12 protein-coding genes are annotated in these 13480 nt (G+C 74.2%); 3 read left to right on the top strand and 9 right to left on the bottom strand.

The window, feature by feature from the left end:
* Positions 1–6: 6 nt before the first annotated feature.
* Positions 7–834: a pyrroline-5-carboxylate reductase gene (proC, locus tag ACIO5E_RS18710; protein WP_280675469.1), complete on the bottom strand. Its 828-nt coding sequence runs from the start codon at positions 832–834 to the stop codon at positions 7–9.
* A 197-nt stretch (positions 835–1031) separates the two neighbouring features.
* Between proC and ACIO5E_RS18715 the strand changes: the two genes are divergently transcribed.
* Positions 1032–1481 (top strand): hypothetical protein, encoded by a 450-nt coding sequence (locus tag ACIO5E_RS18715; RefSeq protein WP_400668867.1) that lies wholly within the window; start codon positions 1032–1034, stop codon positions 1479–1481.
* Positions 1482–1605: 124 nt separating this feature from the next.
* Positions 1606–2967, top strand: a complete 1362-nt coding sequence (locus ACIO5E_RS18720) for a hypothetical protein (protein WP_400668870.1) — start codon at positions 1606–1608, stop codon at positions 2965–2967.
* A 4-nt stretch (positions 2968–2971) separates the two neighbouring features.
* On the opposite strand, the gene ACIO5E_RS18725 is transcribed toward ACIO5E_RS18720, so the two are convergent.
* The 6 genes from ACIO5E_RS18725 to ACIO5E_RS18750 form a co-directional block, all read right to left on the bottom strand.
* Entirely contained in the window at positions 2972–3502 is a 531-nt protein-coding gene (locus tag ACIO5E_RS18725) for a hypothetical protein (protein WP_400668872.1), read from the bottom strand.
* 136 nt (positions 3503–3638) lie between these two features.
* On the bottom strand, positions 3639–5483 hold the full coding sequence (gene ilvD, locus ACIO5E_RS18730; protein WP_400668875.1) for a dihydroxy-acid dehydratase: 1845 nt from the start codon (positions 5481–5483) through the stop codon (positions 3639–3641).
* Positions 5484–5690: 207 nt separating this feature from the next.
* Positions 5691–6458 carry a class I SAM-dependent methyltransferase gene (locus ACIO5E_RS18735; RefSeq protein WP_400668878.1) on the bottom strand — a complete coding sequence of 256 codons (768 nt, stop codon included), beginning with the start codon at positions 6456–6458 and terminating at the stop codon, positions 5691–5693.
* A 46-nt stretch (positions 6459–6504) separates the two neighbouring features.
* The gene (locus ACIO5E_RS18740; protein WP_280675795.1) at positions 6505–7308 is read right to left on the bottom strand and encodes a sugar phosphate isomerase/epimerase; all 804 of its coding nucleotides are present in this window, start codon (positions 7306–7308) and stop codon (positions 6505–6507) included.
* A gap of 607 nt (positions 7309–7915) precedes the next feature.
* Positions 7916–8878, bottom strand: coding sequence for a Ppx/GppA family phosphatase (locus tag ACIO5E_RS18745; protein ID WP_400668880.1), 963 nt, complete (start codon positions 8876–8878; stop codon positions 7916–7918).
* Positions 8879–8995: 117 nt separating this feature from the next.
* Complete coding sequence (locus ACIO5E_RS18750) at positions 8996–9847, bottom strand: glycerophosphodiester phosphodiesterase (RefSeq protein WP_400668883.1); 852 nt, start codon at positions 9845–9847, stop codon at positions 8996–8998.
* A 460-nt stretch (positions 9848–10307) separates the two neighbouring features.
* Here ACIO5E_RS18750 and ACIO5E_RS18755 point away from each other — a divergent pair, with 460 nt between their 5' ends.
* Positions 10308–11144 (top strand): hypothetical protein, encoded by an 837-nt coding sequence (locus ACIO5E_RS18755; RefSeq protein WP_400669568.1) that lies wholly within the window; start codon positions 10308–10310, stop codon positions 11142–11144.
* Positions 11145–11223: 79 nt separating this feature from the next.
* Here the strand turns inward: ACIO5E_RS18755 and ACIO5E_RS18760 are convergent, their stop codons facing one another.
* Positions 11224–12393 (bottom strand): NADH-quinone oxidoreductase subunit D, encoded by a 1170-nt coding sequence (locus tag ACIO5E_RS18760; protein WP_400668886.1) that lies wholly within the window; start codon positions 12391–12393, stop codon positions 11224–11226.
* Positions 12390–13379, bottom strand: a complete 990-nt coding sequence (locus tag ACIO5E_RS18765) for an SAM-dependent methyltransferase (protein ID WP_400668889.1) — start codon at positions 13377–13379, stop codon at positions 12390–12392. The genes ACIO5E_RS18760 and ACIO5E_RS18765 overlap by 4 nt, the downstream gene beginning before the upstream one ends.
* Positions 13380–13480: the final 101 nt, after the last annotated feature.

Raw genomic sequence — 13480 nt, forward strand, 5'->3', positions numbered from 1 at the left:
AGGGGGCTACCTGCCCCCGGAGGCCAGCTCCCTGGAGCGGTCCCGGGCCGCCTCCAGGGCGCCCAGCAGCGCGGCCCGCACCCCGTGGTTCTCCAGCTCGCGGATGGCCGCGATGGTGGTGCCGGCCGGCGAGGTGACGGCCTCGCGCAGCTTCACCGGGTGCTCGCCGGAGTCGCGCAGCATCACCGAGGCGCCGATCGCGGACTGCACGATCAGGTCGTGCGCCACCTGCCGGGGGAGGCCGAGCAGGATGCCGGCGTCGGTCATCGCCTCGACCAGGAAGTAGAAGTAGGCCGGGCCGGAGCCGGAGAGCGCGGTGGCCGCGTCCTGCTGGGCCTCGGGCAGCCGCAGCGCCTTGCCGACCGAGCTGAAGATCTCCTCGGCGCGTTCCAGGTGCTCCTCGGTGGCGTGCGAGCCGCCGGAGATGACGCTCATCCCCTCGTCCACCAGGACGGGCGTGTTGGGCATCACCCGGACCACCGGGGTGCCGGCCGCCAGCCGCTCCTCGAACCAGGCGGTGGGGATGCCGGCCGCGGCCGAGATCACCAGCCGGTCCGCGCCGACGTGCGGGGCCAGCTCCTCCAGCAGGGTGCCCATGTCCTGCGGCTTGACGGCGAGGATCAGGGTGTCGGCGAGCTTGGCGGCCTCGGCGTTGGAGGCGGCCACCACGCCGTAGCGGGCGGCGAGTTCGGCGGCGCGCTCGGGGCGGCGGGCGGTCACCAGGACGTCCGCCGGGTCCTTGCCGGCCCGCAGCAGGCCGGAGAGCAGGGCCTCGCCGATCTTGCCGGTGCCCAGGAAGGCGATCTTCTGTCCGTGTGCTGCGCTGGCGCCCATGGCCGCTCCTTACCTCGGTACTGCGGCCATCCTCGCACCGCGCGGGGGCACCCGCCGGGACCGTCCAGCCCGTGGGCGACGGGCACGCCCCCTCCACGCGCCCCCTCCACGCGTCCGGCCGTTCGGTCTCGTCCCTAGGGAGAATCTCGGGGTTCTCCCCTATGGCCTCCGACGCCGCGCGGGAGCACCGTGGAGTCATGGCACACGACGAAATGTCCCGACGTGAGAACCGGCAACTCGCCGCCGCCTCGGCGACGGTGGGCCCGTGGCGGACGGCCGCGGGGGTCGGTGCGGTGGTGGGGGCGACCGCCCTGGGGATCGACGCGATCACCGGGAGCTGGTCGCTGAGCATGCTGGCCGGACCGGCCGGCTGGGCCCTGTTCTTCTTCTTCCTGGTCGGCACCGTGGGCGGGCAGCTGCGCCGCGACACCTCCGACCGGCGGCTGCGCCGCTGGGCGAACGAGCACCCGTGGCGGTCGGCCCTCCCGGCGGCCGGCGGGCTGCTGGTGCTGGACATGCTGGCGCAGCTGCTGCTCGGGGACGCGGGCCTGTTCGGCGCGTTCTTCCTGGCGCTGCTGCCGGCCGGCATCCTGCTGGCCGTCGCCGGGGTCGTGGGGTCGGTGAAGCAGGCCCGCGACAAGGGCTGAGCAGCCCGGCGAACCGGCCCGGACCAGGACGGATCAGGACGGATCACCGCGCCCTGCGCACGGGTTCACCACAAGGTGTGCCCCCGATCGACGAATCGTCACACCCCGTCGGCATACTGGCGCGATGCCGATAGCCGAAGATCCGGAACCACGCCCCGCAGAGGGCCGTGAGCCGGGCGGGTCCGACCCGTCCGAAGCGGGCGGGAAGGACCCGTTCGCCGACCTCGTCCTGGACGAGGATTTCGTCAGGGGCGCGACCGTCCGGGAACAGTCCGGGCGCACCCGCATGCTGGCCGCCCGGTGGAAGCACACCCCGCCGGTCGACCCGGGCGGCCGCCGCTCGGTCAACGACGGCCCGGCGAAGGCCGGGCGCCGGTTCGGCCGGAAGCCGAAGGCCCAGCCGGTCGACCCCTGGGGCAACCCGCGCCCGCGCCGCCGGCCGGAGTGGCGCGCGCCGCTGTACGTCGCCCTGAGCATCGCGGTGCTGCTCGCGGCGCTGAACATCGACGGGCTGCGCAGCTGGTACACCGGCCGCCACGGCGACAGTGGCAGCGCGGCCCACACCCCCGTGCCCACCGTCGCGCCCGAGACGGCCAAGCCGACCACCGCGCCGCCCAAGGTCGACGACCAGCAGCCGACCGTGGACCACCCGTGGGCCGGTTCGCCCGCCGAGGGCTGGCCGAACGGCACCGAGGCCCTCATCCTCCCGGACGCCCGGCCCATCGGCGTCTTCTCCACCGACCAGGTGGCCGCCCAACTGCAGTCGGTCAAGAACTACCTGGTCGCCGCCAACCTGGACCCGAAGGTGCTGGCGGGCGGCCGGCCGGACGCCGCCCTGGCGCTGCTGGACCGGGAGGAGCGGGACCGTGCGACCAAGGCGCTGACGAACCCGTCCAAGGACAACGACCCGACCAGCTGGTTCAGCCGCTTCGACCAGCGCGAGGCGATCCTGGTGGGCGACGTGGTCAAGGTGCAGGGCCGGATCACCGTCGAGGGCGACGGGGACAAGGGCGTCCTGGTGCACACCGACTTCAGCTACGTGTACCCGCTGCGCCCCGGGCCGGACGCCGCCAAGCGGGCCGCGTCGCCCCCGCCGGCGGGCGTGCCGCAGCCGACGAGGCCGGCCGCGCCCCAGGACGGCACGGCCAAGCCGGTGGGCCTGCTGGTGCCGGCGGACGACGTGGCCGGGGACACCTGGACCACGCGCACGATCGTGCGCCGGGTCGACACCTTCCGCTTCTACGACCCGGCCCGCTACCAGGTGGACCCGAAGAGGCTCGTGTTCGGCGAGGGCGGCGGATCGGACTCCGCCAACTCGGCCTGCGGCGTCTACGACGGCTACTACCACCCGCAGTTCGACCAGTTCGCCACGGACCTGCCCGGAGCCCCGGGCGCCCGGCCGACCGGCCCCGCGACCGATCCGTACGACCGCCGCAAGGACCTGTCGACCGGCGGCGGGGAGTGCGGCTCGGTCAGCCGCTACTGACCGGTCAGTGCTTGCGCTTGCCCCGGCCCGGCGCCTTGGCGTCGGGCCGGCCGCTGCGGCCCGCCTGGCGCTTCTCGTACTGGGCGACGGCCCGCTCGTACGAGGCGCGCTTGAGCGCCTCGCCGGGGGCCTCCACGAGGCTGCGGACGAAGTAGGTGAGCAGGGCGCCGGCCCCGCCGATGATCCAGACCGCACCGAGCGAGCGGTCCTCGGCCATCCAGCCGGTCAGCTGGTCCTTGCCCTCGGTGAACACCTTCCAGCTGCGCCGCACGGCCATCATCGAGCAGACCGCGACGGCGGCGGTCAGCAGCGCGTTGAGGTAACCGCCGTTGTCGGAGAGGGCGACGCCCTCGACGCCGAGGCGCAGCACGAACACGGCGGCGGCGGCCGTGACCAGGGCGCCGGCCGACACGGCGACGCGGCGCGGCCAGTAGCCGTTGTCCCGGTTCACCCAGCTGGTGCCGAACCAGCGGATCGGCTCGGGCTCGGGGGCGCCGACGGGCTTGGCTGCGGGGGTGGGGGGCTGCTCGCTCACGAGGTCGATTATCACCCGGGGCCGCGGTCCGCCGGAGGAGCCGTCCGCGTACGCCGGAGGAGCCGTCCCGGCCTGCGGGACGGCTCCTCCGGTGGTGCGGGTGCGCCGCAGGTGTCCTGCGGTTGCGCGGTGGGTCTCAGCCGAGCTTGGTGACGTCGCGGACGGCGCCCTTGTCGGCGGAGGTGGCCATCGCGGCGTAGGCGCGCAGGGCCTGGCTGACCTGGCGGTCCCGGTTCTTCGGGCGGTAGCCGGTCCCGGCCTCCAGGGCGCGGCGGCGCTCGGCCAGGACCTCGGCGGGCACCTCCAGGGAGATCGTCCGGCCGGGGATGTCGATGGCGATGGTGTCGCCGTCCTCGACCAGCGCGATGGTGCCGCCGGAGGCGGCCTCCGGGGAGGCGTGGCCGATGGACAGGCCGGAGGTGCCGCCGGAGAAGCGGCCGTCGGTGATCAGGGCGCAGGACTTGCCGAGGCCGCGGCCCTTGAGGAAGGAGGTCGGGTAGAGCATCTCCTGCATGCCCGGGCCGCCCTTGGGGCCCTCGTAGCGGATGACGACGACGTCGCCCTCCTTGATCCGCTTGGCCAGGATCGCCTCGACGGCGTCCTCCTGGGACTCGCAGACCACCGCCGGGCCGCTGAAGGTCCAGATCGACTCGTCGACACCGGCGGTCTTCACGATGCAGCCGTCCTCGGCGAGGTTGCCGTGCAGGACGGCGAGGCCGCCCTCGACCGAGTAGGCGTGCTCGACGCTGCGGATGCAGCCCTTGGCGGCGTCGGTGTCCAGCGACTCCCAGCGCTCGGACTGGGAGAAGGCCTCGGCGGAGCGGACGCAGCCGGGGGCGGCGTGCCACAGCTCGACGGCCTCGGCGGAGGGCGAACCGCCGCGCACGTCCCAGGTCTTGAGCCACTCGGCGAGCGAGTCGGCGTGGACGGTGTGGACGTCCTCGTTGAGCAGCCCGCCGCGGTACAGCTCGCCGAGGATGGCGGGGATGCCGCCGGCCCGGTGCACGTCCTCCATGTAGTACGAGCCGTTGGGCGCGACCTTGGACAGGCAGGGCACCTTGCGGGAGATGGCGTCGATGGCCCGCAGGTCGAAGTCCAGCTCGGCCTCCTGGGCGGCGGCGAGCAGGTGCAGGATGGTGTTGGTCGAGCCGCCCATGGCGATGTCCAGGGCCATGGCGTTCTCGAAGGCCGCGCGGGTGGCGATCGCGCGGGGCAGCATCGAGGCGTCGTCCTGGCCGTAGTACCGGTCGGCGATCTCCACGACGGTCTGCCCGGCCCTCTCGTACAGGGCGCGGCGGGCGGTGTGGGTGGCGAGGACGGAGCCGTTGCCGGGCAGCGAGAGGCCGATGGCCTCGGTGAGGCAGTTCATCGAGTTGGCGGTGAACATGCCGGAGCACGAGCCGCAGGTGGGGCAGGCGTTCTCCTCGATGATCGCGATGTCCTCGTCGGAGACGTTCTCGTTGGCCGCCTGGGAGATCGCGTCGATCAGGTCGAGCTTGCGCACGGTGCCGTCGACCAGGGTGGCCTTGCCGGCCTCCATCGGCCCGCCGGAGACGAAGACGGTCGGGATGTTCAGGCGCAGCGCGGCCATCAGCATGCCGGGGGTGATCTTGTCGCAGTTGGAGATGCAGATCAGCGCGTCGGCGCAGTGTGCGTTGACCATGTACTCGACCGAGTCGGCGATCAGGTCGCGCGAGGGCAGCGAGTAGAGCATGCCGTCGTGGCCCATCGCGATGCCGTCGTCGACGGCGATGGTGTTGAACTCGCGCGGGATGCCGCCCGCCTGCTTGATCGCCTCGGAGACGATCCGGCCGACCGGCTGCAGGTGGGTGTGGCCGGGGACGAACTCGGTGAAGGAGTTGGCGACCGCGATGATCGGCTTGCCGAAGTCCTCGCGGGCTACGCCGGCGGCCCGGAGAAGCGCCCGGGCGCCTGCCATGTTGCGACCGTGGGTGACCGTACGGGACCTCAGCTCGGGCACTGTGCTCCACTCCTTCGGGGCTCTCGCCGGCGCCCCGCTGGTAGGAGGTGCGGGGGCCGCTGTGGCTACCGAGCCTACGCCCGCCGTCCAGGCGGCGGACGGCCCGTCCGCGATGCGGGCAGGCGGGCGGGCCGTCGGCGGTGCCGGCCGGACGGGCGGGTGCGCGTCCGGCGCGGGCCGGGCGCGCGGGCCGTCCGTGCCATCGGGTCAGGCCGGGGTGATCCCCACCGCCAGCTCCAGGATGTAGGGCTCGACCACCCAGCCGTCGGGGAACTCGGCGGTCATCGCCGCCCGCTCGGCGACCAGCACCGGCTCGCGCTCCACGGGGCTGAGGGAGGCCATGAACGAGCGGGAGACGAGGTCGGTGAGCACGTGCTCGACGGTGATCCGCCGCTCCCAGCGCAGCACCGCGCGTTCGACCGTCAGTCCGGCCGGGGCGAGGTGGCCGATGAACTCGGAGATCCGGCCGTAGCCGTGGTAGCCGGGCAGCGCGGCGCTCAGCCGCTCGACCCGGGCCCGGAGCCAGGGCACGGTCTCGTCGTGCACGTTCCACCAGGTGGCGAGGGCGCCGCCGGGCCGCAGCACCCGGATCGCCTCGGGAACGGCCCGTTCGGGGTGGGTCCAGTGGAAGGACTGGGCGTAGGTGACCAGGTCGGCGGAGTCGTCGTGGAAGGGCAGGTCGTCGCCGCCGGCCCGGACCAGCGGCAGGCCCGGCGAGGAGGCCAGGAACTGGGCGGCCATGCCCGCGTTGGGCTCGACCGCGACGACGTCGGCGCCGCGCGCGGCCAGCAGCCGGCTGGCGATGCCGGTGCCCGCGCCGACGTCCAGCACCCGGGCGTTCTTGAGGCCGCGACCGGACAGCCGCTCCAGTGCGTCGAACAGCTCGTCCGGGTAGCCGGGGCGGCCCCGGTCGTACTCGGGGGCGACCCCGCCGAAGCTCTCGGCGATCTTCCGGAAGTCCTGCTCGTCCGTCATCTATCCCCCTCCGTAAGGAAGTTCGCGCCCAGCCGGGCACGGCTCCTCAGCGTACGCGCGAGGGGGTGGCCAGGTGCAAGCGGGTGAAGGCCAGTGCCTCGGCCAGATCGGCCTCGCGTTCGGCGGGGGACGCGGCGCGGCGGGTGTTGACCTCCAGCACCACGTGGCCGTCGAAGCCGGTCCGGGCCAGGTGCTCCAGCAGTTCGGCGCAGGGCTGCTTGCCGCGGCCCGGGATCAGGTGCTCGTCCTTGCCGGAGCCGCTGCCGTCGGCGAGGTGGATGTGGGCGAGCCGGTCACCCATCCGCTCGACCATCTCGAACGCGTCGATCCGGGAGGTGGCGACGTGCGAGAGGTCGATGGTGAAGTGCCGGTACTCCTCCTCGGTGACGTCCCAGCCCGGCGCGTAGGCCAGCACCTCGCGGTCGCGGTAGCGCCACGGGTACATGTTCTCGACCGCGAACCGGACGTCGGTCTCGCCCGCCATCCGGTTGATGCCCGTCACGAAGTCCCGGGCGTACTGGCGCTGCCAGCGGAACGGCGGGTGCACGACGACGGCGCTCGCGCCGAGCTTCTCGGCCGCCGCCCGGGCCCGGACCAGCTTGGTCCACGGGTCGGTGGTCCACACCCGCTGGGTGATCAGCAGGCAGGGCGCGTGCACGGCCAGGATCGGCAGCTGGTGGGCGTCGGACAGCCGGCGCAGGGCCTCGACGTCCTGGCTGACCGGGTCGTTCCAGACCATCACCTCGACCCCGTCGTAGCCGAGCTTGGCGGCCAGCTCGAAGGCGACGGCGGTGCTCGCCGGGTACACCGAGGCGGTGGAGAGGACCACCTTGGTGTCGGGGATGTGCAGGGCCGGGTGGGAGGGCAGCACCAGCCGGTCGGTGGTGCGCAGCAGCGGCGGGCGGGCGGCGTCGCGCCGGGCGGCCTTGACCGAGCGCACCGACTGGACGGCGGCCTTGGCGGCGCCGGCGGCCCGGGCCGTCCGGGTCTCCCGGGGGGCGGCGGTCGCGGCGGCCTTCCGTGTTCCGGGCCGCTTCGCGCCGGGCCTCTTCGGCTTCGGCGCGGGCTTCTTAGGCGCGGGCTTCTCCGGTGCGCGCTTCTCCGGTGCGCGCTCGGCGGACGCGGCCTTCTTGGCGCCGGGGTCGGTCGGCGCGGGCCGCTTCGCTGCGGGTTCGGCCGGCTTCTCGGCGGCCTTCCGTGCGGTGGCCTTCCGCCCGGTGCGCTGGGCCGCCTTGGCGACCTTGGCGGCCTGCGCCCCGGTGGCGCCCTTGACCGCCTTGCCCAGCTTGCGGCGCGGGCTGTCCGGCCGCGGCTGCCCGTCCCCGGGAGCGCGGCCCTCCCGCGTCCCGTCCTCACCCGCTGGTTGCACCACGGGAGACAGCGTAAGCGGACCGCGCCCCGAACGGGGACGGATCCCGGGCGACCCCGGCCGGAGCCCCCGGACGGACCCCACGGCCCTACGGCGTGAGCGCCGGGCGGAGGCGGTCGGCGGGGCTGTCCATGGCGTCCAGGCGGCGCAGGATGATGCCCTCGCGCAGCGCCCACGGGCAGACGTCCAGCTCGTCGAGGCCGAACAGGTCCATCGCGGCGTCCGCGACCAGCGCCCCGGCCAGCAGCTGCTTGGCGCGGCCCTCGGAGACGCCGGGGATCTGCGCCCGCTCGTCGACGGTCATCGAGGACAGCCGGGGCAGCCAGGCGGACAGCCCGGTGCGGGTGAGCCGACGGTCGGTGTACGGGCCGGCGTCGGCGGGGGAGGCGCCGGTCATCCGGGCCAGCTGCTTGAAGGTCTTGGAGGTGGCGACCGCGTGCTGCGGCGGGCCGAGCCGGGCGACCTCGCCGACGACGGTGGCGATCTCGGCGCGGATGTGGCGTCTCAGCTCGCGCAGTTCGTCCGGGTCGGCGACGTCACCGGGCAGCCAGCGCGCGGTGAGCCGGCCGGCGCCCAGCGGCAGCGAGCAGGCGACGTCGGGCTGCTCGTCCAGGCCGCAGGCGATCTCCAGCGAGCCGCCGCCGATGTCCAGGTTGAGCAGTCGGCCGGAGGACCAGCCGAACCAGCGGCGGACGGCCAGGAAGGTGAGCCGGGCCTCGTCCTGCCCGGACAGCACCCGCAGTTCCACCCCGGTCTCCGCCGCGACCCGGCGCAGCACCTCCTCGCCGTTGACGGCCTCCCGGATGGCGGAGGTGGCGAACGGCAGGATGTCGACGACGCCCTTGTCCTCCGCGACCCGCAGCGACGAGGCGACGTGGCCGACCAGCCGCTCGATGCCGGCCCCGCTTATCGCGCCGTCTTCGTCCAGCAGCTCGGCCAGGCGCAGTTCGGCCTTGTGCGAGTACGCGGGCAACGGGGCGGCACCCGGATGGGCGTCCACCACGAGGAAGTGGACCGTGTTGGAACCTACGTCGAGTACACCGAGTCGCATAACTCTCCACGCTACGCGATCCGGCCCCGGGCGAGACCGGTCACGATGGTATTCACGCTGGTCCCGCCCGTACCGTGCGCTTCGCCGCTCGTGCCGTCCACCATGTGCCGGTCGGTCTCAGTGGCCGCGCGGACCGGCCCGGCGCTCGGTACGGCAGTTGGCGTCCACCCAGCGGCGGGCCGGGCCGGGGGTGTCGGTGATCAGGCCGTCGGCGTCCCGGGCGGACATCAACTGCCAGGACTCCTCGTCGTCGAGCGTCCAGACGTACACCTCGCGGCCCGCCCGGCGCTCGGCGGCGATCCGGGAGGCGCTGGCCAGCGCCGCGTCCAGGGCGATGCCGCGCAGCGGCAGGTCGCCCGGGTCCTCGGCGATCGCGGAGCCCTGGATCAGCACGACCGGCAGCGCGGGCGCGGCGGCGTGGGCCTGGCGCAGGTGCGCGGCCGAGAACGAGTAGAGGACGACCCGGGCGCTGCTGGCGGCGGCGATCCGGGCGATCCGGGTGACGTCCTCGGCGCGCTGCCACTTGATCTCCATCAGCAGGGTGGCGTTGCTGCCGGAGAGGCGCTCGAGCAGTTCCCGCAGGGTCGGGACGGGCTCGGCGGGGCCGGGGCCGACGGTCACCCGCAGGGCGGCGATCTGGGCGGCGGTCAGGTCGGCGATGGCGCCCTTGCCGTTGGTGGTGCGGTCCACCGTGGGGTCGTGCATCAGCACCGGGACGCCGTCCCGGGTGGTCTGGACGTCGGTCTCCAGCCAGTCGGCGCCCTGGTCGAGAGCGGTCTCGAAGGAGGCCATGGTGTTCTCGGGGGCGTTGCGCGGGGCACCCCGGTGGCCCACCACCACCGGGGTGTCGCACAGCGGCGGGGCGGCGGTCGACCGGGCCCGCAGCGCGGGTGCGGAGGCGCACCCGGCGGCCAGGACCGCGAGGGCGGCGAGGACGGCCGTCTGGGCTGCGCGGGGCGAGGCGGTCACGGCTCGGTGCTCCAGCTCCTGCTTCGGTTCCTGCTCCGGTGTCGGAGGAATCACATACGAGTCAGTACGGGGTCATCAAACCGATCTGACAGCCCGGCAGTGCCGCCCGGTTCCCCTCACCCTGCGCCGACCCGGCCGGCCACCGCCTCCGCGCCGCACCCCACATCACCCGGACGGGTCGCGGCACCCGGCTCATCGCGGTCCGTCCCACGGCTGCTCGACGATGACGGCCCACCGGCTCTCCGGGTCGTCGAAGGCCTCCCGTCCACCTCTGCCGGGGCCCGCTGCGAGGCGTCGACCGCCCGGCCCGCCTCCGCCGGGGCCGGCCCGGCCGAATCGCCGTGAACGCCCCGGCCGCGGGCGGTCGGCAACGCCCCGAAGGCTCTACCCTTGCCGGGTGGCACCAGCAGAAACGTCCAAGAAGAAGTCCAAGGCCTCCCCCGCCCCCGTCGACCTGGCGATGCCGACCCTGCGCGGCGCGGCCCCGCTCGGCGGGATCCCGCGCGACGAGGTCCCGCTCGACTTCCCGCGGGCCTGGGTCGAGTTCGCCGACCCCGACGACGAGGAGCAGGTGTTCCGCTGTGACCTCACCTGGCTGACCTCCCGCTGGTCGTGCGTCTTCGGCCAGGGCTGCCACGGCATCCGCGAGGGCCGCGGCGAGTCGGACGGCTGCTGCACGCTGGGCGCGCACTACTCGGACGAGGACGACGAGAAGCGCGTCCTCGGGCACGCGGCGCGGCTGACCCCCGAGCTGTGGGAGAACTTCGCGCACGGCACCGACGCCAAGGGCCGGATCACCTCCGACGGCGGCGTCACCATGCTCGACGAGGACGGCGACCGCCAGACCCGCCGGGTGGGCGGCGCCTGCATCTTCGTGAACAGCCCCGGTTTCGCGGGCGGCGCCGGCTGCGCCCTGCACGCGCTGGCGCTCAAGGAGGGCCGGGAGCCGCTGGAGACGAAGCCGGACGTCTGCTGGCAGCTGCCGATCCGCCGCACCTACGACTGGATCGACCGTCCTGACGACACCCGCTACCTGCAGGTCTCGATCGGCGAGTACGACCGCCGCGGCTGGGGCCCGGGCGGCCACGACCTGCACTGGTGGTGCACCGGCAGCCCGGCGGCGCACCAGGGGCCGGACCCGGTGTACGTCAGCTACCGCCCCGAGCTGACCGAGCTGATGGGCAAGGCCGCGTACGACGTGCTGGCCGGCCTGTGCGCGGAGCGGATCGCCACCAAGGGCGACCGCAAGGTGGCCCCGCACCCGGCGGACCCGGTCAAGCGGCCCAAGAAGGCCTGACCCCACGAACGGCCCGCAACGGCCCACGCACGACCCGGGAGCAGCCGGGCCCGAACCGGGCCCGGCTGCTCCGTGTCGGCTACTTGTCGATGTCCCCGACCACGAAGAACATCGACCCGAGGATCGCCACCATGTCCGCGACCAGCGTCCCGGGCAGCAGTTCGGTCAGCGCCTGGACGTTGTTGAAGGACGCCGAGCGCAGCTTGAGCCGCCACGGCGTCTTGTCGCCGCGCGAGACCAGGTAGTAGCCGTTGATGCCGAGCGGGTTCTCGGTCCAGGAGTAGGTGCTGCCCTCGGGGGCCTTGAGCACCTTGGGCAGCCGCTGGTTCACCGGGCCGGGCGGCAGGGTGGCGAGCTTGTCGAGGCAGGCCTCCGCGAGGTCCAGCGAGTTGAGCGTCTGCTCCAGCAGGCACTCGAAGCGGGCCAGGCAGTCGCCCTCCTCGCGGGTGACCACGGTGAGCACCTGCCGCAGTTCGTCGGAGCCGTACGCGAGGTAGGGCTCGTCGCGGCGCAGGTCGAGGTCGAGGCCGCTGGCGCGGGCGATCGGGCCGCTGACGCCGTACGCCTCGGCCTGCGCCCGGGTGAGGACGCCGACGCCGGCGGTGCGGGCGCGGAAGATCTCGTTGCCGAGGACGAGGTCCTCGAAGACCGGCAGCTGGGAGCGGACGGTGGCGACGGCGGTGCGGACCCGGTCGCGCCAGCCGGCCGGGAGGTCCTCCTTGAGGCCGCCGACCCGGTTGAACATGTAGTGCATCCGACCGCCGGAGGCCTCCTCCAGGACGTGCTGGAGGTCCTCGCGGCCGGTGAAGGCGTGGAAGATCGGGGTGATGCCGCCGAGTTCCAGCGGGTAGGAGCCGAGGAACATCAGGTGGTTGAGCACCCGGTTGAGTTCGGCGAGCAGGGTGCGGATCCACACCGCCCGCTCGGGGACCTCCATGCCGAGCATCCGCTCGACGCCGAGCACGACGCCGAGCTCGTTGCCGAAGGCGGAGAGCCAGTCGTGCCGGTTGGCCAGCATGATGATCTGCCGGTAGTCGCGGGCCTCGAACAGCTTCTCCGCGCCGCGGTGCATGTAGCCGATCACCGGCTCGGCGGTGACGATCCGCTCGCCGTCGAGCACCAGCCGCAGCCGCAGCACGCCGTGCGTGGCGGGGTGCTGCGGGCCGATGTTGAGCACCATGTCGGTGGTGCCCGCCTCGCCGGTGAAGTTCTCGGCTCCCGCCCCGATGCCGACCGTGGTCTCCCTCATGGGGTCAGAGTCTGCCATCCCGGCATGGATTCCAAGCTTTCCGGTACCGGAGTGCGGACGGCCTGGACGAGCCAGCCGAAGCCGCCGAGGCCGGCCGGGTCGGTCAGCTCGGCGCCTTCGCCGGCGCCGCCGAGCGCCCGCAGGTAGCCGGCCGGGTCGGTGGAGGCGAGCGCGAGCGGCGGCCGGGCGCCGCTCACGCCGAGAGCGCGCAGCGCGTCCCGCTGGGTTGTCCACAGGCTGTGGAGGCCGGGCACGGCGGCGGAGTCGAGGGCGACGTGCGCGGTGACGTCGCAGGAGCCGTCCGGCACCGGGGCCACCTCCCGGCCGCCCCGGAAGCCGGCGAGGGTGCCGAACGGCGGGCGCCGGTCGGCGGTGTGCCCGTAGTCGACGGCGACGGCCAGGCCGCGGTCCAGCCCGGCGACGGCCCGCGCCCAGGCGGCGTCCCGGGGAGCGCCGAACTCGACCAGGTCCCCGGGCTCGCGGGCCGGCCACCAGCGCCCGGCCCAGGCCGCGTCGGCCGCCGAGACCGGCTCGCCGAGCCGCTCCTCGCCGGTCGCGGTGTCCACCTCCCGGTAGCGCAGCACCCCCTCCTCGTCCACCTCGCCCGCGTCCAGCGGCACGTTGTCCAGCCATTCGTTGGCGAACAGCAGCCCGGTGAGGCCCCGCGGCACCTCGTCCGTCCACAGGGCTGTGGACGGCAGACCCGCCGGGCGGTCGGCGATCTCCACGCCGTACGGGCGCAGCCGCGCCAGCACCCCGGCGGGCAGTTCGGCCAGTACCCCGGCGAGCAGCTCCCCGCGCCCGGCCCCGACGTCGACGAAGGCCAGCTCCTCCGGACGACCGAGGGCCGCGTCAACCTCCAGCAGCAGTCCGGCCACCGCACGGGCGAACCGTCGCGAGGCGTGCACCGAGGTGCGGAAGTGCCCGGCGGGACCCTCCGGCCTGCGGTAGAAGCCGCCGTCCGGCTCGTACAGGGCCTGTGCCATGGCGGGCGCCCACCGCATCCAAGTCATAGCGCGCGACGCTACCCGGAGCCGGGCGGGCCCTCCCCACCGGTACGGTGCGTCTCCGACCTACGGAGTAGGAC

Source organism: Kitasatospora sp. NPDC087314, assembly GCF_044744365.1.
Taxonomy (GTDB): Bacteria; Actinomycetota; Actinomycetes; order Streptomycetales; family Streptomycetaceae; genus Kitasatospora.